The organism is Staphylococcus sp. GW821-FHT11H10, from assembly GCF_058807855.1.
The window spans coordinates 104,464-127,319 of record NZ_JBXARC010000004.1; the positions used below are offsets into that span (position 1 = coordinate 104,464).

At 31.8% G+C, this 22,856-nt stretch carries 19 protein-coding genes and 1 pseudogene; 7 read left to right on the plus strand and 13 right to left on the minus strand.

All coding sequences use genetic code 11. From position 1 onward, the window contains the following. Positions 1–14: 14 nt before the first annotated feature. Together AC1RRU_RS04015 and AC1RRU_RS04020 are read right to left on the minus strand one after the other, a co-directional pair. Complete coding sequence (locus AC1RRU_RS04015; RefSeq protein ID WP_048668057.1) at positions 15–1,178, minus strand: aminotransferase class I/II-fold pyridoxal phosphate-dependent enzyme; 1,164 nt, start codon at positions 1,176–1,178, stop codon at positions 15–17. Positions 1,179–1,306: 128 nt separating this feature from the next. Continuing rightward, positions 1,307–2,314 (minus strand): acyltransferase family protein, encoded by a 1,008-nt coding sequence (locus AC1RRU_RS04020; protein ID WP_011276185.1) that lies wholly within the window; start codon positions 2,312–2,314, stop codon positions 1,307–1,309. A gap of 240 nt (positions 2,315–2,554) precedes the next feature. Between AC1RRU_RS04020 and AC1RRU_RS04025 the strand changes: the two genes are divergently transcribed. After that, positions 2,555–2,995 carry a TspO/MBR family protein gene (locus tag AC1RRU_RS04025; protein WP_227489852.1) on the plus strand — a complete coding sequence of 147 codons (441 nt, stop codon included), beginning with the start codon at positions 2,555–2,557 and terminating at the stop codon, positions 2,993–2,995. A gap of 186 nt (positions 2,996–3,181) precedes the next feature. Beyond that, positions 3,182–3,601: a MarR family transcriptional regulator gene (locus AC1RRU_RS04030; protein WP_011276183.1), complete on the plus strand. Its 420-nt coding sequence runs from the start codon at positions 3,182–3,184 to the stop codon at positions 3,599–3,601. A 284-nt stretch (positions 3,602–3,885) separates the two neighbouring features. Here AC1RRU_RS04030 and AC1RRU_RS04035 read toward each other — a convergent pair whose 3' ends face one another. From AC1RRU_RS04035 to AC1RRU_RS04050, 4 genes are all read right to left on the minus strand, one after another. Continuing rightward, complete coding sequence (locus AC1RRU_RS04035; protein WP_049426423.1) at positions 3,886–7,971, minus strand: GW dipeptide domain-containing protein; 4,086 nt, start codon at positions 7,969–7,971, stop codon at positions 3,886–3,888. A 252-nt stretch (positions 7,972–8,223) separates the two neighbouring features. Continuing rightward, positions 8,224–8,646: a GNAT family N-acetyltransferase gene (locus tag AC1RRU_RS04040; protein WP_011276181.1), complete on the minus strand. Its 423-nt coding sequence runs from the start codon at positions 8,644–8,646 to the stop codon at positions 8,224–8,226. 138 nt (positions 8,647–8,784) lie between these two features. Beyond that, positions 8,785–9,255, minus strand: a complete 471-nt coding sequence (locus AC1RRU_RS04045; RefSeq protein WP_011276180.1) for a DUF2538 family protein — start codon at positions 9,253–9,255, stop codon at positions 8,785–8,787. A gap of 18 nt (positions 9,256–9,273) precedes the next feature. Next, entirely contained in the window at positions 9,274–10,530 is a 1,257-nt protein-coding gene (locus tag AC1RRU_RS04050) for an LCP family protein (protein WP_011276179.1), read from the minus strand. Between the two features lie 458 nt (positions 10,531–10,988). Here AC1RRU_RS04050 and AC1RRU_RS04055 point away from each other — a divergent pair, with 458 nt between their 5' ends. Further along, positions 10,989–12,164 (plus strand): serine hydrolase domain-containing protein, encoded by a 1,176-nt coding sequence (locus AC1RRU_RS04055; RefSeq protein ID WP_053023326.1) that lies wholly within the window; start codon positions 10,989–10,991, stop codon positions 12,162–12,164. A gap of 62 nt (positions 12,165–12,226) precedes the next feature. Here AC1RRU_RS04055 and rihC read toward each other — a convergent pair whose 3' ends face one another. The 6 genes from rihC to AC1RRU_RS04085 all read right to left on the minus strand — a co-directional run bounded on the left by rihC (position 12,227) and on the right by AC1RRU_RS04085 (position 17,876). Then, a complete protein-coding gene (rihC, locus tag AC1RRU_RS04060) occupies positions 12,227–13,126 on the minus strand; it encodes a ribonucleoside hydrolase RihC (protein ID WP_016931375.1) in 900 nt (299 codons plus the stop codon). Between the two features lie 142 nt (positions 13,127–13,268). Then, a complete protein-coding gene (gene qoxD / locus AC1RRU_RS04065; RefSeq protein WP_011276176.1) occupies positions 13,269–13,559 on the minus strand; it encodes a cytochrome aa3 quinol oxidase subunit IV in 291 nt (96 codons plus the stop codon). Further along, positions 13,556–14,161, minus strand: a complete 606-nt coding sequence (gene qoxC / locus AC1RRU_RS04070) for a cytochrome aa3 quinol oxidase subunit III (RefSeq protein ID WP_011276175.1) — start codon at positions 14,159–14,161, stop codon at positions 13,556–13,558. Before qoxC ends, qoxD begins: the two co-directional genes overlap by 4 nt. Continuing rightward, on the minus strand, positions 14,151–16,139 hold the full coding sequence (gene qoxB / locus AC1RRU_RS04075) for a cytochrome aa3 quinol oxidase subunit I (protein ID WP_011276174.1): 1,989 nt from the start codon (positions 16,137–16,139) through the stop codon (positions 14,151–14,153). Before qoxB ends, qoxC begins: the two co-directional genes overlap by 11 nt. Beyond that, the gene (gene qoxA, locus AC1RRU_RS04080; RefSeq protein ID WP_053023327.1) at positions 16,139–17,263 is read right to left on the minus strand and encodes a cytochrome aa3 quinol oxidase subunit II; all 1,125 of its coding nucleotides are present in this window, start codon (positions 17,261–17,263) and stop codon (positions 16,139–16,141) included. The genes qoxB and qoxA overlap by 1 nt, the downstream gene beginning before the upstream one ends. Positions 17,264–17,558: 295 nt before the next feature. Further along, a complete protein-coding gene (locus AC1RRU_RS04085) occupies positions 17,559–17,876 on the minus strand; it encodes a DUF5011 domain-containing protein (protein ID WP_011276172.1) in 318 nt (105 codons plus the stop codon). Between the two features lie 263 nt (positions 17,877–18,139). On the opposite strand from AC1RRU_RS04085, the gene AC1RRU_RS04090 reads away from it, so the two are divergent. Together AC1RRU_RS04090 and tnpA are read left to right on the plus strand one after the other, a co-directional pair. Next, positions 18,140–19,285, plus strand: a complete 1,146-nt coding sequence (locus AC1RRU_RS04090) for a globin domain-containing protein (protein ID WP_037557890.1) — start codon at positions 18,140–18,142, stop codon at positions 19,283–19,285. 229 nt (positions 19,286–19,514) lie between these two features. After that, positions 19,515–19,997: pseudogene (tnpA, locus tag AC1RRU_RS04095) on the plus strand (IS200/IS605-like element ISSep3 family transposase). A gap of 194 nt (positions 19,998–20,191) precedes the next feature. On the opposite strand, the gene folD reads toward tnpA, so the two are convergent. Continuing rightward, positions 20,192–21,049 carry a bifunctional methylenetetrahydrofolate dehydrogenase/methenyltetrahydrofolate cyclohydrolase FolD gene (gene folD, locus AC1RRU_RS04100; RefSeq protein WP_016931330.1) on the minus strand — a complete coding sequence of 286 codons (858 nt, stop codon included), beginning with the start codon at positions 21,047–21,049 and terminating at the stop codon, positions 20,192–20,194. A gap of 211 nt (positions 21,050–21,260) precedes the next feature. Between folD and purE the strand changes: the two genes are divergently transcribed. Both purE and purK read left to right on the plus strand, forming a co-directional pair. Next, a complete protein-coding gene (purE, locus tag AC1RRU_RS04105; protein ID WP_011276166.1) occupies positions 21,261–21,743 on the plus strand; it encodes a 5-(carboxyamino)imidazole ribonucleotide mutase in 483 nt (160 codons plus the stop codon). Then, complete coding sequence (purK, locus tag AC1RRU_RS04110) at positions 21,730–22,854, plus strand: 5-(carboxyamino)imidazole ribonucleotide synthase (protein ID WP_053023343.1); 1,125 nt, start codon at positions 21,730–21,732, stop codon at positions 22,852–22,854. The genes purE and purK overlap by 14 nt, the downstream gene beginning before the upstream one ends. The last annotated feature ends 2 nt before the right edge of the window (positions 22,855–22,856 follow it).

The following is a 22,856-nucleotide window of genomic DNA, read 5'->3' on the forward strand; positions in this document are numbered from 1 at the left end:
TTTTTTAATTAAGGTTATTTATTGTAGTTTGCTTTTAAGAATCTTTCTAATCGACGCATACCCTCTTTTAAGACATCCATATCATATGCATAAGAGATACGAATGTAACCTTTACCCATATCGGTGAATGATGATCCGGGAACCATTGCTACGTGTGCTTCTTCAAGCACTTTGACGCAGAAATCGAAATCATCAGAAGTATAGTTACGAATACTTGGGAATATATAAAAAGCACCTTCTGGTTGAGCATCCAATTCGAAGCCCAATTCTTTTAATTTACTTACTAAATAGTTACGACGCTCTATATAAGCTCGGTTCATGTATTGAGGCGCATCTAATCCTTCATTAAGTGCAGCAATACATGCGATTTGTGACGGTACATTTGCACATATACAATTATATGCATGCATAAATGTTAACTTTTCAATTAGGTACTCAGGACCTAGTAAGAAGCCTATACGAATACCGGTAGCGGAGTGAGACTTACTTAACCCACCAATAAGTAATAATTGATCACGAATTTCCTCAAATTCTGCAAATGAGACATGACTACCTTTGAAAGTATTTTCTGCATAAATTTCATCGCTAATAATAAAAATTTCTTTTTCTTTCAAATAATTTACAATGCCTTTTACTTCATCACGTTCTAATATCACACCAGTTGGATTCGTAGGATAATTCAGCAAAATTGCTTTTGTTTTATCAGTGTAATGTTGTGCAATTAATTCTGGAGTGATTTTAAATTCTGTATTTGTAGTATCTATATAAATAGGCTTACCACCTAATGTTTCAACTAAAGGAATGTAGCCTGCATAAATAGGTCCTGGAATTAATATCTCATCTCCAGGTTCGATAATACTTCGCAATGATGTATCAAGCGCTTCACTCGCGCCATTCGTAATAATGATTTCCTCTTCACTATAATAAAAACCGTACTTATTTTTGAAATAATTACTTATTGCCTGTCGAGTTTCCGGCAATCCCTTATTGTGTGAGTAACTCGTTTTATCTTCTTTAATCGCATTGATGTATACCTCTTTTACCACATCTGGCATAGGAAAGTCGGGTTGACCAATCGTTAAATTTACACAATCATCAATGTGCTTCATACGATTGGAGAACTGGCGTATACTTGGTGCTCTTAAAAATTTGGAATTCGTATTTAAAGATAATTTCATTTTTTACACCTCAAAAAACCAAATTATAGTAACCTTGAATGTTACTACAAAATTTTTAGAATAATCTTATAATAACATATTTTTGAGTCACCATAATTTGGCAAGTCCGTTTGTATTAAATTTTTTTATTATCCTCTAAAAGAAGAAGGTTTCTTTAAATTAATTAAAGGATTCGTCCATTTACAAACAAAGTTCGTCGATAGTAAATATACAATTAATACTGAAATGAGAATTAAATAACCGTAAGTGAATACTGATATATGATCTTTAAAAGGATATATTTCCAATCCTCTAACTATACCTATAACTAAACCATGTAATAAATAGACGTACATTGTGCGATTTCCTATATAAGTATAAACACGTTTATGATTACTCATTAAATTGAGAAATGAGAACATAGCTACAAAGATAACGAAGTATAGCAATAGTCTTTTCAATGGGCTGTACACATCTTCATTATTATTTTCAAGTGAAGTATAGGGACTACTACCCAAAAGCCAATCTGAATTGATTGGGTGTATATAGTAAACGATGAAAAATATAATAAGTACAATGATTGAAATTAGCCTTAATTTTTTATTTCTCAATAATTGAGTATGCGCTCGCGTTGTTAAATAACCAACATAAAAAATCGGGAAAAATACGATTGTTCTTGAAATACTCATATAACCATCGATATCATCAGAAAAACCTGCAAGTATTGAAATAATCAAAGCGACAGGTAACACATAATACGCTTTATAGCGACGTACTATGACAAGGATGACATGGAAACAAAATAATGTAAGTAAGAACCACAAAGCAAATACAGGATTAAAAGGGTCCATTTGAATTGCATCACTTTTACCAGTTACAAAATAATAGATAGAAAAGAATGCATAAAATATAGCGTAAGGTGCGATTAACTTTTTAGCTACATTCTCTAGATAATGTGGTTTATCTAAATGTTTCGCAAAGTATCCAGAGATAAATAAAAACGATGGCATATGGAAACTATAAATTAACAAATATAATGCGGATAAATATTTACTTTCAGAAGTATAAGGTTGAATCATATGACCGAATACGACTAAAAAGATAAGGATGGCGCGCGCGTTATCGAAAAAGTAATCTCTTTTTGTATCCATCGACATACGATTGTCTCCTTTTTAATTAATAACTGTATTTAATTTAGTATATATTAACATTGAAATGCAACAATTTAGGATGAAATGTTGGGTAATAACTATTATTTGTATGTAAATTCTATTTGATTTTAGAAAATTAGATTTAAATATGAATAGTATTTGCATAATAGGGAAGAGCAAGTTATCACATTAAAGGAGTGGATCAACATTAACATATTAAAAGACATAATTAAGCTGATACATCCAATGGTAGGTGGGAGTATCATCGGTCGAATCATAGCAAAGGAATCACGACAGGACTACAAAAATTTTAGAAAACCACCATTTTCTCCACCTACAAAAGCATTTCCGATTGTCTGGCCAATATTATATTTATTAATGGGCGTTTCTTATTTAATCACTACTAAAAATAAAACAAAGACAACTCGAATTAAAGTGACACATTATACGCAGTTAACTTTAAACTATTTATGGTCGATACTTTATTTTAAAAAGAAAGTAAGAGGTATTGCATTCATTGAGAGTATCATGTTGTTTATCTCAGTAGTTACTAATGCAGTATCAATGTTTAAAATACATCGAGTGGCTGGATTATTACAGATTCCATACGTACTTTGGTCTGCATTTGCAAGTTATTTAAATGCCGGTAATTATTACCTTAACAAGGACAATCCTAATTATAAATAACAATAGCAATGGATTTAATCAATGATTCATAGTTTAAATATATATTTAGCGAGTTGCTTTAAAACTTAATGAAATTAAAATTGAATTATTTAGAATTGTATTGTGACAAAATATTGAAAGTACATGACATATAAAAAAATCATAGTATAATAGTATTATCAATTACAAAAGTGGAGTAGAACAACAATGTATAATCAACTAGAAAAACTTATTACACTAACTAATAATGACCTTAATTTGGTTAATAGACGTTTTGGACAACGTACAGATATTACAAATGATCAATTAGAACTATTGAGAATTTTATATAGTTATGATCGATTGTCGCAATATGATTTAACGATGAAGATTAGTAGAGAACAATCCATTGTATCTAGATGGATTAAGAAATTAGTGCAAAAAGGATATATAACTAGTCTACAATCCCATGAAGATTTACGTTGCAAAGACTTATACCTAACAGAAGAAGCTCGTAATTTGATTCAACAAATCAATACGGCAAGATGTGAGTTAATAGAAGCACGTTGTCAGTGTCTAAGTAAGGAAGAAATTCAAAGTTTAAATCAACTATTAGATAAGCTAAATAGTCGTCATATATATATTTAAATAAATGAGTCCTATTGTCTTAATGAATTTATCCAAATGATCATTATAGCGATAGGGCTTTTTTAGTATAGTAAAATGGGCATAAAGAATATAACTTTTAATTCAATATTTAAAATTGTACGAACTAGCAACATATATAATTAAAATAATTATAAAAAGACAATTTCTATAGATTATCAATAGAAATTGTCTTTTTAATTTGTCCAAGAACTTAATGTCCTAGAATCTTGGTAATTCAAATGAGAATTTTATGTCTCATTCAATTTATTAGTGAATATAGTTATTTATTTACTATAGCTTGAGATATCAAAATATTTACCAACAGCTTTAATTTCATTATAAAGTTGTTTTAAATATTGAGCGTTAGCATTAGCCCAATTAATATCAGTTGCATATTGGTGTGTAGCAGGGTGGTCTGGATTCCAACGCATTTTATATAGCGTGTTTTGGCCTGCTTTAATATAGTCTTTACCTATAAATTTAGCACCACCAATAATCGCTTTAGATACTGAATTCCAACCAGCTTGCTTAGCATAATTAATACCATTGTATAGTGGATTAGCGTCAAAAGCAGCTATACCAAATACATTATGATATTTTGTAGCACTTTTAGTTGTAACATAATTATTTACGATGTTTGCACCTTTAGCTAATTGAGATTGACCATTACCAGTTTCAATTAATGCATGTGCAATTAAGTAAATTTCATTGATACCTGAAGTAGCAGCAGCTTGACTGAATGCTTGACCTTGATTTTCAAGAACACCTTTACCTTTAAGTAATTGATTTAAACTTGCTACAGAAAGATTTTGCGGGCGATCTAAGCGTAAGAATTGGTATTTAAGCGTATCATCTTTAGCTAATTTTTCTGTATTCATAGCATTTTTAATTTCACTATAAGTTGCGTTTGACCAACCATAACCATTTCTTTGAACTTGTGGTGGAGCCCCGTACGCATTTTGTTGAAGTGATACAACTTGATTTAATGTTCTATATGATTTTGAATATTTAACTAATTCTTTTTTCAAATCAGTATCTTTAATCCATACATATTTGCCATTACTTAATTTACCATAATACCAAGTTTTACCATTAACGACTTTACGATTTGTAACTTGGAAAATTTGTTCATTAAAAGCTTTTAATGAAGTTGCTTTAGCTGAACTAGGGTCATCATAGTAATAACCATTAGTTGTGTTGATAATAAATTCATATTGATATTTTTCACCATTATCTGATGAAATATTTGATGAAGTTAAATCATTCTTAGCGATCCAACCAGTTTTACCGTTAACTGTACCGTATAGATAAGTTGTGTTTCCAATAACAACTGATTTAGATACTTTAAATGATTTATTAGCTAAATCTTTATTATCTAAACGTTGTTGGTTTGTACCCCATGCAATTGAGTATAGACCATTATTTTTGTTGTTAATTTTATAAGTACCTGATGTTTTTTGTTCAGAACTAGAGTTTTGAACTTTCAAGTCTTTAACATTGAACCAACCTAAAGGTGTATTTGTCGTAGTATTTTGAAGTAACACATAAGTATTACCATCAATTGTTTTTTCTTTAGAAACGTTGAAAGTACGATTAGCATACTTAGTTGCATTTTTACCTGTTTTATCATAAACAGTTGCACGTGCACCACTGTTGTTCGCATTAACTTGAGCTACTTTAGACACAGTTTGAGTTGATGTAGTAGATGGCTTAGTAGCTTTAGTGTTTACAGCAAATTTAGCATTTACTTTAGGTGTTTGTTTAACATCAGTTGATTTAATCCAACCCCAAATATTGTTGATTACACCGTGTAAGTAAGTTTCGTTACCAACTTTAAGGTTATCAATTGATTTTAACTGTTTACCACTTGAAGGTACTGTAGCTTTAACTTGTTTAGCTGTTCCCCAAGGTGTGTCGTAAATATTTGCATTTCCATTAATATCGTAATAAGTGGCATTAGTTTTGTTAGGTGTTGTAGTTTTAACAGAAATTTCTGAAGCAGGTACCCAACCACGTGAAGTATTACCGTTATAATCAGAAATTAAGTAATAATCTTTATTGTTCAACGTAGCTTTCTTAGTAATGTTGTACGTTTTTCCACCAATAGTTGCGTTAGCTTTCACATTTTTATCATAAACGGTTGTATACGTTCCTTTATTCTTAGTAGAAACTTGACCTAATGTATTCTTAAGATTCGATACTTTTAAAGTATTATCTACAGTAGGTGTTTTACTTCCAGAAGATGGTTTAGTTATATTAGATAGAAATGCTTGGCTAACCCATCCATTTTTACCATTTAAAGACCCATATAAATAAGTGGCTTTGCCAACTTGTTGAGACTTTGTTGCTTTAAATGGTGCTGTATTAGATTTTGAAACAGTTCCAGCTACTTGATTATAGTTACCCCATGGCACTGTATATAGAGTAGCACCTGATTTTATATTATATGATTGGTTTACTTTTACAGGAGATTTTACTGTATTATAAACGGTTTCTCCTTGCTTAACCCAACCGTAAACTTTACCACTATTGTAGTCAGATACTAGATAATACTTATCTTTACCAAGTGTGGCAGATTTAGTTACAGATAAAGTGTTATGAACTTGGTTAGTAGCTTTACCTTTATCATCATAAACTGTTGTGTAAACACCACTATTATCAGTTTTAATTTGAGCTAAGCCACTATTAGACTTAACAGTTAATTTAGGTGATGTAGTAGTGGAACCACTATTACTAGAACCACCTTTATTGGTATTCGATGAACTACTACTGCTTGAAGTAGTACCCCAAGGTGCTACTTGGCCTGTTTTAATTAAATATTTTTCATTAATTAAATCGTATAATTCATTATAAGTATAATTATGGCTTTGTAGGTAAGCGTGTGGGTCAGAATGGTCAGTACCACCTAGGAATCGACTAATTGCATAGTGAGTCCAAACTGTACCTTGACCATCATTTTCAGCACTATTAGGTGTTAATCCGTAATATTGTAATTGTGTTGCAGCATAATCTGCATAGTTATTCATTGATTTAGCGAATGAAGCATAGTCATGTGTATGAACAATTTCAACATTTATAAAACGACCATTAGCATTTGGACCCGCACCCCATGATAAGTAGTCAGTAGGGGCAGTTTCTATAATACGGTTACCGTCTACAAATGCATGAACGAAAGCTGAATTGTAATTGTTTTTCATGTAATTAATTTCGCCATCGATTGTTGAGTTATCATTAGCTGTATCATGAACTACAATACCTTCAGGTTTGCCAACACCATTACGATATCCATATTTAGGGAAATAAGATGAATAGTTTTCTTCGATTTTAGGTGCTTGTAAGTTATTCGAACGAATATAATTGTTGATTGATGAACTTACTTGTGGTTTATATTTCGGTAAAGATGATGTAGTTGCTTTAGCTGCATAACGTTTAACTGTTTTTACTGAAGTAGCAGGACCACCTTTGCCACCAACAGATCTAAATCCAGAATAACCTGATTGTGTACTGTTACTTGTAGATGTTTGAGTTGTTTTTGATGCTGATGCATTCTTAGTATTAGCTTCTTGTGATGTTTTAGCTTGATCTACGTTTACTTGAGTTGCATTATTATCATTATTACTATAAGTACTTACTTTCTTATCACTGCTTTGCTTAGACTCTATTTGGTTGTTAGACTGAGCCACTTGATTAGATTGTGATGGAGTAACAGATGATGAATTCAATTGATTCTTATTTGATGAAGTTAGACTATTCTCTTGTTGTGAGTTAGAGCTACTTTCATCAATTTGATTATTAACATATTGTGTAGTGTTTTGATTACTATTAGCAGACGTATCATCATTTGACTGAACTTGAGATGATGATAAAGCGTTTTTAGAAGCTTGCAATGTTTGCTTATTAGCATCAGTATTACTATGTGTGTTATTAATATTAGTTGTTTGATCAGATTTATTTGAAGTTGAAACTTCTTGCTCGTTATCTTGAACCTTAGCTAGCTCACTATTTGAATTAGTAGCGCTTGTGTTAGCAGTACTTTGATTTTGCGTACTTTGTTGATCTTGTGAAGTCTGTTGTGTTGTCGCTAAATTATCTAATTTAGCATCATACGTTTTGCTTACTGTAGCAACAGATGCTTTAACATCAGAAGGGTTTTGATACGTTTGTACCCCTGATACATTTTGAGCTGAATTAGTTACTTCTTTTTTAGCTTGCTCAGCATTTTCTATATTTTGTTGATCATCAATAACATTATTTGTATTATTCGAATTTTGATTCGCTTCAGCTGCATGTGCATGTTGTGAAGTAAATGCAGCACCAAATAATGTGATCGCAATCATCGAAGGAAATTTTAAATTAAACTTTTTTTTCATATTGTTACTCCTCATTATTTTTATTATTACAATGCTATTATAGTATTAAAATTTTGACTATGATTTGATTTAACTTATTTGTAAACTAACTTTAATACTTTCTTACAAATAGTGAACAAATTATGGTTTTACTAAGGACGATATTGCTAAGCAATGATAATTTAAAATACATTAGTTTAAGCTACTATTAAAAAAATGAGATAGTTTATTTAATTAATTACATGCACTCTATGAATTTAGAATATAAATAGTTTAAATATTCTTATACATTTTTATATGATCGATATTTTCCTCAATAAAAACTGGGCCAGTTTGAATATAACCTAGTTTCTCATAAAAGCCTTGAGCTTGTACTTGAGCATTTAAAACTAATTGATTGTATCCTTTATCTTTTGCAAAACGTTCAATAGCGTGCATCATTGTTTTGCCATATCCATCTTTTCTGTAAGGTTTTAAAATAGCAACTCTTTCTACTTTTGCTGCGTTGTTATAAGGTCTAAATCTCGCACATGCAAAAGGTACATGATTTTTGTCGTAGCCAATAATATGTATAGATTCTTCCTCAAATGAATCTAATTCATTTTCCAAGGGAACACCTTGTTCTTTCACAAATACTTCTCTTCTAATATAAAAGCATTCTGATAACATATCTTTGTTTTTTACTATTTCAAACATCTTACCCCCCCATATATGTAATTATTAAAAGTTGCAAAAATTAAATTTATAAAAGTATAAAGTTATTCTATATGATTTAAAGATATAAAAAAACTCCTTTTTACAACAAATTTGTAAAAAGGAGTGGAAATTATTTGATTATAAGGCTTCTTGGCGAACAATCGCACTGTACTGCCAAAATATTCTCATTTGAGCAATATTCCAATTATTCATTCCCATTGTAAAGCCTGAAGGTTTAAATAATGTTACATCAGTAACTTCTAATGCTGCCGCAATAAGATATTGAAGAGGAACGCTAATACTTTGCATTGTCTCAGTAATACCATTTTCATCATAAACCCATGAGAACGGTAAATCTGATTCAAAAACATCTACTTTATTGAAGATTTCTGGCAAAGCAAGAATGTAGCAAGCACCATTTACAATTGGATTAACAGAATTTTCACCATAGTAGACTAATAATGCTTCATAATTTTCACGATGTTCATGATTAACGTAAAAGAATTCACTTCTAAATAATGCCATGTCTTTGCTATGAATAATTTGTTGCTCTAAAACATTAAACATACCATTAATGTTAGCAGCTTTTTCATATGTTTTACGTGACATAGTTTGTGCTCCTCTCAATTAGTAAATTTGATTCATTTGATCTTGATTGTTATTGAATGAATTAGAACTATTTGTCTGATTGTAGTTATCACTTTGAGTACTACCTTGACTACTTTGGTCAATACCTTCATTTGAGTTTGAACTATTTTCTTCAGATGATTGTATATTATTATTGTTATCTGAATTTGTTGAATCATCGTTGTTATCATCAGAAGAAGATGAATCTTTTTGATTGTTTTTCAATAAAGACTGATCAAGAGGTGTAAGTGGTATAAGTGTACCGTAATGTTTAATAACGCGTTGATCTAAGAATTCATCCTTATCTGTTATTTTAGATAGTCCTAAATCAGAACGCAATATATTTGAATATTTCATAATACTACTTACGCTCGGATTATAATAGTAAATATTTTGTAAGTAATCATCTTTACCTTTAAGTTGAGATTTTTTAAATTCAATGTCGTCAGATAAGTACATAGATGCTAGAGATTTGATTTCAGAAGAAGTTAAATTATGTTTCGCATTTTTCCCAACTATTTGTACTAAATCATCTAATTTGTCATATGAATCAAGGCTCTTAGCTTTTTGGAATAATAATTTAATTAAATCCATTTGTCTTTCGCCACGTTTTAAATCAGAATCATGATGTCGTGTTCTTGCAACGGCTAGCGCTTCATCACCATTAAGTTTTTGATAGCCTTTTTTAATTTTAATTCTACCGCTATCGTCTGTATTAGGCTCATTTAAGTCGTAAGGGACGTCATAATAAATACCGCCAAGTTCATCAACAGCCTCAACGAAGGCATCCATATTTACTCGAACATAGTAATCAACAGGAACGTTTAATGTCGCCTCGACAGAATCCATAGCTGCTACAGGTCCTCCGTAAGCATGTGCGTGAGTTATCTTATCGTAATAACCAACTTTTGGTATATAACTAATCGTATCACGTGGGATACTAAGTAATCGTATTTGACGCTTTTCAGGACTGAAGGTAGAAAGAATCATAGAATCCGTTCTTGAATGTTCTGTAGTTTGGCCATTTTTACGACGACCTTCATTATCATCAATTCCTAAAAATAAGATTGAAACAGCATCTTTAGAAGGATTTACTTTTCCTTCACGTATGTTTGATTGACGCTTCGAATCAGATTTATCGTATGAGGCTTGCATTGCACTTTCAGAAGTTTTATACAAATTGATGATAAAAATTACAGGAACAACGATTAGTACTAATGTAAGTAGCATCATAAAATATTTTAAAAATCGGTTCATAGCATTTGCTCCTATACATATTATCTTTTATAAGAGATTTTATGATTTGAAAAATAAAAATCGTTATATTTTTATTTAACATGAAGTATAAAATCAAAAATAAATTTATATTTTTTATTTTTTGCTTGTATTCAAAGTTGTAAGGATGGTGCAATTATATATAATGTATACTCTCATAGCCTTAAATTGTATTACTTTTTGGAGAGAATTACAACTTTAAGTTTAATACAAAATTTACATTATTAAAATAGAATTTACAAAAGATGATAAAGCAATATTAGATAATACTTTATCATACTAAAGTACGATGTAATAAAAAATTATAGGTGTATGATTAAAGAGATGAATTCAATGGTGTTGTGTTATATAATATAAAATATTAAACGAATAAAAAATGATTTAGATAGAATAGGTTTTAATTTAGATATACTTCTATAATTAGACGTAAGAGGGACCCCATGAAAAATAACAAATTAAAAATTATAGCTTTTATTTTAGTATTAATTGTTTTAATACTTCTCATTATATTATTCGTCATTAAAGTTACTAAATATAGTATCAAGGACAGTGAATATAACAATGTTAATGATAATAAGGCTTATATAGAACATCGTGATAAAAACCACAAAACAGTCGATAAGCTCAAAACGGTTCAAGCAAAAGATGATAATATTGAACAAATTAATACGTATTTAAAAAATGTCCATTTCAATGGATCAATTACAGTTTTAAAAGATGGAAAATTAATGCTTGATAAAGGTTATGGTTATCAAAATATTAGCAGTAAGAAAAAAAGCAATGCAAATACGATGTATTTAATTGGATCAGCTCAAAAATTCACTACTGGCTTAATACTCAAGCACTTAGAATTATCAAACAAAATTAATATTAATGACCCTGTTACTAAGTATTTGCCTTGGTTTAAGACAAATAAAACTATTACCTTGAAAGATTTAATGTTACATAGAAGTGGTTTATATAAATTTAGTGCTAATCCTAATACAAAGAGTTTAGATGGGGCAGTTCATGATATTCAAAGAAGAGGGATTAATAGTAAATATTATCATAAGCATTTATATAACGATGCTAACTATCTAGTTCTTGCGCAAGTTATAGAAGCAGTAACGCATCATTCTTATGTGGAAAATTATTATAAATTCTTAGCAGAACCCTATCATTTAGAGCATAGTGCTTTCTTTAATGAAAAGCCTTATAAAAAGAATATGGCTACTGGATATAAAGTGAAAAATGAGAAACTAAAAACGATGAAACCTAATACATTAGATCAATATTATGGTGCAGGAAATTTATTTATGTCTACACATGATATGGCTAGATTAGTTAATGATTTACAGCAAAATAATATTTTCAATCAAGCAGTTACAACATCTTTACTCCAAGAAATTGGAAGCACTAAATATCCAGAATCTTATAGATATGGATTCTATTCGACTCCTCAAGTCAATCGAATTAATGGTGTGTTTTTCGGTCAAATATTCACGGTATATTTTAATGAAGATTATATTATTGTACTGGCTACGAATAAAGTTGATTATTCTAAAGTGTCAAATGAGTCAATTATTTCTCATATTTATTATCAATTACTCGGTCAAAATATTTATGAAACCAAATAAAGAGAGCTATAACGAAATGTAATAAAAATGCATTTTGTTATAGCTTTTTTAATTTAAATGAATTATTTAATTGTGTCTTTAAATATTGAACAGTAGTTCTTATTTATACTTGAAGTAACAATTTTACAATTTGGATAGTGGGAGTCGTAATCAACAACTGTAGCTCCCTTGGTCAATGTCCCATGTAATTCAATTCGTACACTAGCTAGTATCGTTTCATAGCTTTCAGGATCAAGTAAATATAATACAGTGAAGACATCATATAATTTTAACCCTTTAGCGAAGTCATTCTCTCTATAATGTTGAAAGATTTGATAGAGCATTGCACTTGTTCTACTCAAATGCTCAAATGATGCTAAATAGTCATGAGTTAACAGCGATTGTCGTGCTAAATCAAGTCCAATCATAGTAATGGGAAGGTCACTCTCAAATACAATATGTGCTGATTCAGGATCACTATAGATATTAAACTCTGCAAGTGGCGTTACATTACCTCGTCCTGAACTTCCTCCCATTAAGACAATTTCTCTAATATGATCTTTAACTTCAGGAAACGTACTTATCAATAGAGCAATATTCGTAAGTGGACCTAACGCTATAAGCGTAATAGGGGTGTCTGAATGTAAAAGTATCTCCCTCATTGCAGATATTGAGTTAGTAGAAGCTAATTGGTCATTTGATATAGATGGGAAGTCGTATCCATCCATACCACTTTCTCCATGAACTTGGCTTGCATCTATTGCTTTATTAATTAACGGTTTTGCAGAACCTCTGTGAACAGGTACGTCACTATTGAAGAAAGCTTTTAATTTCAGAGCATTAGCAGTCGTTTTTTCTATACTGACATTTCCATTGACTGTGGAAATCATTTTTACATCGAAGAATGGATGTAATAGGGCAACACTCAATGCAGCAGCATCATCAATTCCTGGATCAGTATCTATGATTATAGGTAAAGTCATTATTCAAATGCATCTCCTTCACAATAAATGATTTAAATTAAAGATAACTTAAATCAGGTATGATATGAAAGCATAAAGAAAGAACCTGTTTGAAACTCTGACGAGTTTCATAACAGGTTCTTTGTGTGAGATAAATATTAAATTATAAGTGGTGAGAATGTCCACCTTGCATAACCCAATACGTACCAATAACAGTCACTAATGTGATGATAATCGCAAAGATAACTTTGAACGATTGTACTTGACCATCTTTTCCTTCAGTTAAGTGCATGAACATTAATAATTGAACTGCAGCTTGAATAAAAGCAAAGCCAAAGATGATTGTTGTTTTAGCATGGAATGTCATGTTTGTGTATAGAGTTACGAAAACTGCTAATAACGTCAAGACGATTGAGGCAATAAAGCCGACTGTATGTTTTACGATTGTATTCATCCGCTATACACCATCCCTATCATATATACGGCAGTGAAGATGAAGATCCAAACAACATCTAAGAAGTGCCAGTATAAACTTACAATGAATAATTTAGGAGCATTATATTTATTAAGACCACGTGTAGCCACTTGAATTAATAAACAAATGATCCAACCAATACCTAATGATACGTGAGCACCGTGTGTACCTAATAGGATGAAGAAACTAGACCAATAAGATCCAATTTGTGGTGTTACGCCTTCAGAAACATAGTGAGCAAATTCGTAAATTTCGAATCCAACGAACACTAGACCTAAAAGGACAGTAAGAATCATCCAGAACATCATTAAGTTTTGTTTTTCTTTACGCATGTAATAAATTGAAATACCACATGTGTAAGAACTAATTAATAAGGCAAACGTCATAATTAATACAAGCGGTAACTCGAATAATTCTGTTGTCATTTTGCCAGCATAATCGCCACCATGTTGCAACGTTAATAACGTTGCGAACAAGGTACCGAATAATGAGAATTCGGCTGTAAGGAAAATCCAGAAGCCAAGTTTATTTAATTGACCTTCGTGCGTACGTGAATCAACAGTATTTGTATCATGACTCATGACCTACAGCCTCCCTTTCTTTAATACGAGCTTCTCTTAAGCGAGCTTCATTTTCAGCAACTTCAGAAGCAGGGATATGATAACCATGATCTTGTACGAAACTTTGGTAAACTAATGAACCAAGAATACCTACTAAGCAGATTGCAGCAGGGATTACAGTTTCGAAGATTAAGAAGAAACCACCTAATAACATGAATATACCCATAATTACACCTGTGTGTGTATTGTTTGGCATATGAATGTCTTTATAATTATGGTTATCTAAATAATGACGACCATGTTCTTTCATATCAACAAATGTATCATAGTCATTCCAATCTGGAGTGATAGCAAAGTTGTATTTAGGTGGAATTGCAGAAGCAGTAGACCACTCTAAAGTACGTCCAAGACCATCCCAGTTATCTCCAGTAGCTTCACGTGGAGCTTTGATATGACTGTATACAATGCTTACTACTAAGAATAGGAAACCAACAGCCATTAATAATGCACCAATAGTAGAGATTACGTTTAATAACCACCAACCATCAGAAGGCATATAAGTGTATAAACGACGAGGCATTCCGTCTAATCCAAGAATGAATTGTGGTAAGAAACATACGTTAAATCCAATCATGAATAACCAGAAGCACCATGCGTTTAATTTTTCGTTTAATTTGTAACCCATCATCTTAGGATACCAGAAGATTAAACCAGCTAGGCAGGCAAATACAACACCAGTAACCAATGTATAGTGGAAGTGAGCTACTAAGAAATAAGTATTATGGTATTGATAGTCAGCTGATGCCATCGCTAACATTACACCTGTAACCCCACCTAATAAGAAGTTAGGGATGAAGGCTAATGAGAATAGCATAGGTGACTCGAACGTAATACGTCCTTTATATAATGTTAATAACCAGTTAAATAATTTAACTCCGGTTGGTACACCGATTAACATTGTTGAGATTGAGAAGAATGAGTTGATTAAAGCACCATTACCCATTGTGAAGAAATGGTGAACCCAAACTAAGAAACTTAAGAATGCGATACCAGCAGTTGCCCACACCATACTTTGGTGTCCGAATAAACGTTTACGAGCAAATGTTGGAATAATTTCTGAATAAATACCAAATGCAGGCAAGATAACGATATAAACCTCAGGGTGCCCCCATACCCAGAAGAAGTTTGCCCATAACATTGGCATACCGCCATCGGCAACTGTAAAGAATGCAGTTCCAAATACACGGTCAAAAGTCATTAATGCAAGTACAACTGTGAATACTGGGAACGCAAGAATTACGATTAAAGTCGTAATAAATGTTGTTACAGTAAACATTGGCATTTGCATGAATTTCATTGTTGGTGTTTTACATCTAAGTATTGTTACGAAGAAGTTAATACCAGTCATTAAAGTACCAATACCTGAAATCTGAATTGCGACTAGGTAATAGTTAACACCTGGGCCTGGACTAAATTCACCAGCTAATGGTGCATAGTTTGTCCAACCAGCTGCTGGTGAACCACCAATAATGAATGAAAGGTTGAATAAAATCATACCAACGAAGAATAACCAGAAACTAATGTTATTCATAACTGGGAACGCCACATCACGAGCCCCAATTTGTAGTGGAACGACTACGTTCCATAAACCAAATACGAATGGCATAGCCATAAAGATAATCATGATAACGCCGTGCGTACTGAAGATTTCGTTATAGTGATTTGATTCCAAGAAAGTATTATCTGGAATTGTTAATTGAGTACGTAATAGTAATGCATCAATACCACCACGAACGAACATAAGTACGGCACAAATTAAGTACATTAAACCGATTTTTTTATGGTCTACGGATGTGAACCATTCTTTGTAAAGATATTTCCATAACTTGAAGTAAGTAATTACTGCGATTAAACCAATAACTAGGAATGGCGCACCAATTTGTGCCATTGTAATCATCCAGTTACCTTTAACGAGCAATTGATCCCATGGAAAATTCATTAATGTCCACCTCCATGATCATTGTCTGCTTTGCTACCAAATTTAGACGCATTTTCGTCTTTTGCACTTTTACTGATTTTTTCCATTTCCTTAGAGTTATGATCTTCTTCTTTCTTGAATTCATTATCATAAGGATCATTGTTACCAAGAATCATAGGTTTCATACCATGACGCTTATAGTTAGCGTTAGTGATTTGAACCTTACGAGCTGGTTTTTGTGGTTTATCAGTAACATCTTTGTACAAGTCTTTCTCAGCTACAAAGTTAGGATCTTTTTGAACATAGTTGTAACGTTTGTAAGCGTAGAAGATGTACTCTGGATCAGCTGCAGGGTCAACGAATGCCATATGCGTACCACTGAATGTCAATTCTTTATTAGGTGTACTTGGTAAGAGTTGTTTATCAAACTCATCTTGGCTAAGTGTTTTCTTGCTCTTAGCATCTTTAACCCAAGAATCGAATTCACTTTGGTCTACAGAGTGAACTTTAAACGTTTGGCGAGAGAAACCTTCACCATTAAAGTTTGAGTTACGTCCTCTGAAAGTACCTGTTTCATCGGCTTGTAAAGTCCAATTCATTGTCATGCCAGTCATGGCATATTTTTGACCACCTAATTGAGGAATCCAGAAACTTGTCATCGTATCCATAGATTGTAATTTGAATACTACAGGACGATTTTTAGGAATAGTTAAAGTATTAACAGTTTCAACTTTTTGTTCTGGATAAGCGAAGAACCATTTGTATCCAGCACTTACTGCGTATACAACCATTGGATCTTCTTTACTTTCTGGTGGTTTCTCATAATCGTATAAAGTTTTAACTGTTGGAATAGATAAAGCAATTACGATAATGATAGGTACCACAAACCAAATTGTTTCAATTAAAGAATTGTGGTGCATCTTACCAGTTTCGCTGTTTTTATTGTAGCTATACTTGAAAATAAAAATAGCGAACATGGTAAGTACAACAGCAACAATAACAAGCATGAAGATGATTGAATAGATAATCAAGAACTTCTGACTACTTGCTACTGGCCCTTTTGCATTAAATACTTCAACATTCGAACAACCACTAAGTAAAATTAGCGTGCCGAACATTAGAAGCAAAGACTTAAATTTTGACACTTTTTTGACCTCCTAATACTACAAATGTAGGGCTTATCATTAATTTTAGTTTATTACGCAATATTTACAAGTACTTATCCGAAAAAAATTATAATTATATATAGGAAACAACTAGAAACAATAGGAATGACGGGGAATGTAAGATTTGTTAAAATTATGTGTCTATTCTGTGAAAAATGACAAATTTAAGTGAAATACGCATATAGTTGAGAAACGTTATCATTTTCAGTGTTTTCAAGGTTTTTTGACACAAAAAAAGATGAGATTATTCATCTCATCTCAAAAATTTGTCATATTATTTAACTTCTATGTATCGAGTTGAAGTTTCTTCTGCACCATCTGAATCAATGACATTATATTTCACTTTATATTTGCCTACTTTAGAAGTATCAACATGACCATCTACAGTGATCTTATGTGTTAAATCACCATCTTCTTTATCATAAGCACTAATTCCATTTAGTAGATTATAATTTTGGCCTTTTTCGATTACGATATCATTCACACCTCTAAGCTCAGGGGAGTGATTAGTTGTTGCTTCTGCACTTAAGTTGGGGGTAACTAGAGTTGCGGAGACGCCTAGCGCTGAAAGTGACTGGATTAGTTTATTCATTAAGTTAACCTCCGTTAAAAAAATAAAGTCATTGAGTAATTTAATTAAACTATACAATATATGCTGAAAATAAACATCATACTATAGTCCTAATATATCGTATTATTTTAAGAATTTAAATAATAAGAAGAAAAATATATATTAAGATTATGTAAAATGAACAATTTGTGAATTTAATTACAATTGATTTAAAAATTTTGCAAATTGGAATAGAATGAACTTGGAAAAGGTTTGAAATATTTAACTAAATGGGAGTGACTTTCATGTTAAATGAAAAAGAAAAAGGCATTATCAAAGAAACGGTACCTGTATTACAAGAGAAAGGCACTGAAATAACATCATATTTTTACAATAGAATGTTTAATCAACATCCAGAATTAAAAAATATGTTTAACCAAACGAACCAACAAAAAGGATTTCAATCAACTGCATTAGCACAAAGTGTTTTAGCAGCAGCTGTTAATATTGATAATTTAGGCAACATCATGCCTGTAGTTAAAGAAATCGCTTATAAACATTGTGCATTAGAAGTTCCGCCAGCAGGTTATGACATTGTTGGAGAAAATTTAATAGAAGCAATTAAGGCAGTAGTAGGACTAGAAGATGATCATCCAATTATCCAAACTTGGAAGAAAGCTTATCAAGAAATCGCAGATGTGTTTATTCAAGTTGAAAAAGATATCTATGCTAGTATGCTTTGGGAAGGTTTCCAACCTTTTGAAATCGAAAAAATCGAACAATTATCTTCAGATATCAAAGCTTTCACAGTTAAATCTACTGACTATGATTTAAGTCAATTTACACCTGGTGAATACATCACTGTGGATGTAAGTAGTGAAAAAATACCTTATCGTGCAAAACGACATTATTCAATTGTATCTGGAGAAAAAGAGCGCTTAACATTTGCTGTTAAACGTGATGTGACAACTGACCATGAAGGTGAAGTTTCAACTATATTGCATGATGAATTAAACGAAGGAGACAAAATTAATTTATCAGCACCTGTAGGTCCATTTGCGGTTGCAAATCCTGAAAACCCTCAATTATTTATTGGTGCGGGTATCGGTGTTACGCCATTAGTTTCAATGTTTAATGAAGTGATTGTTAAAGATAGCAATGCTCAATTTATTCAAGTAACTGGAGATGTCAACGATACACCATTCACTTCATATTTAGAAAATATTAGTCAAAAATCAGACAAAGCAAAATATGAACTTTATGATCGCGAAAAAAATGGCTATTTAACTAAAGAATACTTAGAAAAATATATAAGTGAAAATACAGAGATTTATGTTTGTGGTGGTGCTAAATTCATACAATCAGTTATTGAAGTATTAAAAGCATTAGATGTTGATCAAAGTCATATTCATTATGAAACATTTGTACCAAAATTAAGTGTTGCAGTTTAATATTGAAATAGATATTTATTAATAAGATTTTGTATAAATTATAAATGAATAAAGCACAGGGATGATATTTAATAAACATCATCCCTGTGCTTTTATTGTATAAAGAAAACCATACGCTATGCGTATGGTTCAGAAAAGGTTTCACCGTTATCTAAAAAAATGCATCTCTACGTGCTAAAATATATATTGGTCAGCCAACCAAATATTCAACACGAGGAGATGCTATTTAATGTCATCCGACACAAACAGTTTAGCACATACAAAATGGAATTGTAAGTATCACATAGTCTTTGCACCAAAATATAGAAGACAAGTGATATACGGAAAGATAAAAAGGGATATTGGAGTTATTTTGCGTCAACTATGTGAAAGAAAAGGCGTAGAAATAATAGAAGCAGAAGCATGTAAAGATCATATTCACATGTTAGTTAGTATTTCGCCTAAATTAGGAGTATCCTCATTTGTTGGATATTTAAAAGGTAAAAGTAGTTTAATGATTTTTGATAGACATGCTAATTTAAAATATAGATATGGTAATAGAAAGTTTTGATGTAAAGGATTTTATGTCGATACAGTAAGTAGAAATAAAAAGGTAATTGAAAATTATATTCGTAATCAATTACAAGAAGATATCGTTGCAGATCAAATTTCAATGGAAGAATATCTTGATCCTTTTACAGGAGAAGAAATTAAAAAAAGACGAAAAAAATAGTACCCCTTTAGGGGTGCTGGGAAAGTAGTGCAGTTGGCTGACCTGTCAGTGCCCTTTTAGGGCTGGCCAGTAAGGAAGGCTTATAGCCGTAGAACAAACCACCCGTTCACACGGGTGGTTTTGATTTCGCTTTGTTTAATTGAAGTTTAAACGAATTACTCAACATACATATAGTTTAAGTAAGAATAATTACATTATTCAATGCCACGACGCATTTTTTCAGCTAATAATGTATTATTAAGCACCATAGTAATTGTTAATGGGCCAACACCACCTGGAACTGGCGTAATTGCACCTGCAACTTCTTTAACTTCTTCAAATTCAACGTCACCTTTTAATTTACCATTCTCATCTGGAGTATTACCAACGTCAACAATAACAGCGCCTTCTTTTACATCATCTTTAGTTACTAAACCTGGTTGACCAACTGCGCTGACAATAACATCAGCATCTTTCAAATGGCTATGCATGTCTTTAGTACGTGAATGTAGAATAGTTACTGTAGCATTTGCTTGTAGTAATAATTTTGATACAGGTTGACCAACAATATGGCTACGGCCAATAACAACTGCATTTTTACCTTCTAAATCAATATCAGCATGTTTAAGAATTTCCATAATGCCTAGTGGTGTACATGGAACAAAAGTTTGCTCATCAATATATAACTTACCGATATTTGAAGGGTGGAAGCCATCAACGTCTTTTTCAGGATTAATCGCTTCTAAGATTTTTTGTTCACTTACTTGTTTAGGAAGAGGTACTTGAACTAATATTCCACTTACTGAATCATCATTGTTTAAACGGTCTAATTCTTTTAATACATCTTCTTCAGAAGTATCCTCATCTAAATGAACAATTTCAGAAATCATACCGATTTTTTCAGCAGCTTTCTTTTTAGAGTTTACATAGCTTTGACTAGCACCATCATTACCTACTAAGATTACGGATAATTTTGGTGTGTATCCTTTTTCTTTTAAAGCTTCAACTTGATCTTGTAAACCTTGTCTGTAGTCCTTAGAAATTTGTTTCCCATCTAAAATTTTTGCAACCACAAAAAATTCCTCCTTGTTTGTTTAAATCATACTTATACCTTAACTTTAAATCTTTGGTCACGTCAATTGATAGTCAAAAGACGTAAATTAAAAGTAAAAATTAAGTTAAAGTTCGATTTTTGATTGAAAAAGCATCTCATGATTGTTATGCTATATCTGTAATATACAACTAATCGTAACTAAATTTCAAACTTTTGAAAGGGTGTACAACGTGAAAGTAGCGGTTATTATGGGTAGTTCTTCAGATTGGAAGGTTATGCAAGAAAGTTGTGCGATGTTAGATGAATTCGAAATACCGTACGAAAAGAAAGTCGTTTCGGCACATCGTACGCCTAAATTAATGTATGAATTTGCAAGTCAAGCTAGAACAAATGGATACGATGTCATTATTGCTGGTGCAGGTGGTGCTGCGCATCTACCAGGAATGGTTGCATCAATGACAACAATACCTGTTATAGGTGTACCGATTGAGTCCAAGAGTTTAAAAGGATTGGATTCTTTATTATCGATTGTTCAAATGCCAGGAGGTATTCCAGTGGCTACAACTGCAATAGGTAATGCAGGTGCAAAAAATGCTGGGATACTAGCTGCGAGAATTTTAAGTATTAGTAATGAATCGGTTCGTAAACATTTAGATGAATATGAGCAAAGTCTAGTAGATAAAGTTGGTGAAATGCAAAATGAACTTCAATAAATTAAAGTTCGGTGACACAATCGGTATTATCGGTGGCGGTCAATTAGGTAAAATGATGGGTCAATCTGCTCAAAAAATGGGCTTTAAAGTCATTTGTTTAGATCCTAACCCTGATAGTCCGTGTAAATCAGTAGCTCACGAATTTATAACTGCTGCTTATGACGATGAAGAAGCTTTGCATGAACTCGGTGAGAAATCTGATGTTATCACTTATGAGTTTGAAAATATTTCAGCTGAACAACTTATTCGTCTAACTCAAAAATTCAATATTCCTCAAGGTTATCAAGCTATTCAATTATTACAAGATCGTTTAACTGAAAAACAAACATTACAACAGGCGGGATCTAAAATTGTTCCTTTTTTACCTATTAAAGAGGAAAAAGACCTAAATGTTGTGATTAATCAATTAGGATATCCATTTATAGTTAAAACGCGTTTTGGTGGATACGACGGTAAAGGACAAGTCTTAGTTAAAAATGAAGAATCAATTCAAGAAGCTAAAGATCTCATTTCACAACAAGAGTGTGTAGCAGAACAATTTCTTGATATTGCACTCGAAGTTTCTTTAACTGTTACGATTGGTAACCAAAAACAAATTACGTATTTCCCTCTTCAAGAAAATGAACATCGAAATCAAATATTATTTAAAACCATTGTGCCTGCGAGAAGTGATAAGGAACAAGAAGCTAGAGATGAAGTAAATAAAATTATTAATGAGGTACATTTTGTAGGTACATTTACAGTCGAATTCTTCATCGATAAATCAAATAATTTATATGTAAATGAAATTGCACCACGTCCACACAATTCCGGACATTATTCAATTGAAGCTTGTGATTATTCACAATTTGATACACATATATTAGCAGTTACTGGACAAAATCTTCCAAAAGAAATTGAGATTTTAAAACCTGCAGTAATGATGAATTTGTTGGGGCGCGATTTAGATTTATTAGAAGATAAGTTTGCTAATCATCCAGAATGGCATGTTCATATTTATGGGAAACCTGAACGTAAACCTAATCGTAAAATGGGGCATATGACAATTTTAACGAATAATGTAGATGAAACTGAGAAAGCTATGCTTAAACAGTTTGAAGGGAGAGAATAGTT

Bases quoted from the DNA above. Each gene is read 5' to 3' on its own strand.
- AC1RRU_RS04055 (WP_053023326.1), top strand. From the start codon at position 10,989: ATGAAAAATAACAAATTAAAAATTATAGCTTTTATTTTAGTATTAATT.
- AC1RRU_RS04035 (WP_049426423.1), bottom strand. From the start codon at position 7,971: ATGAAAAAAAAGTTTAATTTAAAATTTCCTTCGATGATTGCGATCACA.
- qoxC (WP_011276175.1), bottom strand. From the start codon at position 14,161: ATGAGTCATGATACAAATACTGTTGATTCACGTACGCACGAAGGTCAA.
- qoxB (WP_011276174.1), bottom strand. From the start codon at position 16,139: ATGAATTTTCCATGGGATCAATTGCTCGTTAAAGGTAACTGGATGATT.
- rihC (WP_016931375.1), bottom strand. From the start codon at position 13,126: ATGACTTTACCTATAATCATAGATACTGATCCAGGAATTGATGATGCT.
- AC1RRU_RS04045 (WP_011276180.1), bottom strand. From the start codon at position 9,255: ATGTCACGTAAAACATATGAAAAAGCTGCTAACATTAATGGTATGTTT.
- AC1RRU_RS04040 (WP_011276181.1), bottom strand. From the start codon at position 8,646: ATGTTTGAAATAGTAAAAAACAAAGATATGTTATCAGAATGCTTTTAT.
- AC1RRU_RS04050 (WP_011276179.1), bottom strand. From the start codon at position 10,530: ATGAACCGATTTTTAAAATATTTTATGATGCTACTTACATTAGTACTA.
- qoxD (WP_011276176.1), bottom strand. From the start codon at position 13,559: ATGAATACAATCGTAAAACATACAGTCGGCTTTATTGCCTCAATCGTC.
- AC1RRU_RS04020 (WP_011276185.1), bottom strand. From the start codon at position 2,314: ATGTCGATGGATACAAAAAGAGATTACTTTTTCGATAACGCGCGCGCC.
- AC1RRU_RS04015 (WP_048668057.1), bottom strand. From the start codon at position 1,178: ATGAAATTATCTTTAAATACGAATTCCAAATTTTTAAGAGCACCAAGT.
- AC1RRU_RS04090 (WP_037557890.1), top strand. From the start codon at position 18,140: ATGTTAAATGAAAAAGAAAAAGGCATTATCAAAGAAACGGTACCTGTA.
- AC1RRU_RS04025 (WP_227489852.1), top strand. From the start codon at position 2,555: ATGGTAGGTGGGAGTATCATCGGTCGAATCATAGCAAAGGAATCACGA.
- purK (WP_053023343.1), top strand. From the start codon at position 21,730: ATGAACTTCAATAAATTAAAGTTCGGTGACACAATCGGTATTATCGGT.
- AC1RRU_RS04085 (WP_011276172.1), bottom strand. From the start codon at position 17,876: ATGAATAAACTAATCCAGTCACTTTCAGCGCTAGGCGTCTCCGCAACT.
- AC1RRU_RS04030 (WP_011276183.1), top strand. From the start codon at position 3,182: ATGTATAATCAACTAGAAAAACTTATTACACTAACTAATAATGACCTT.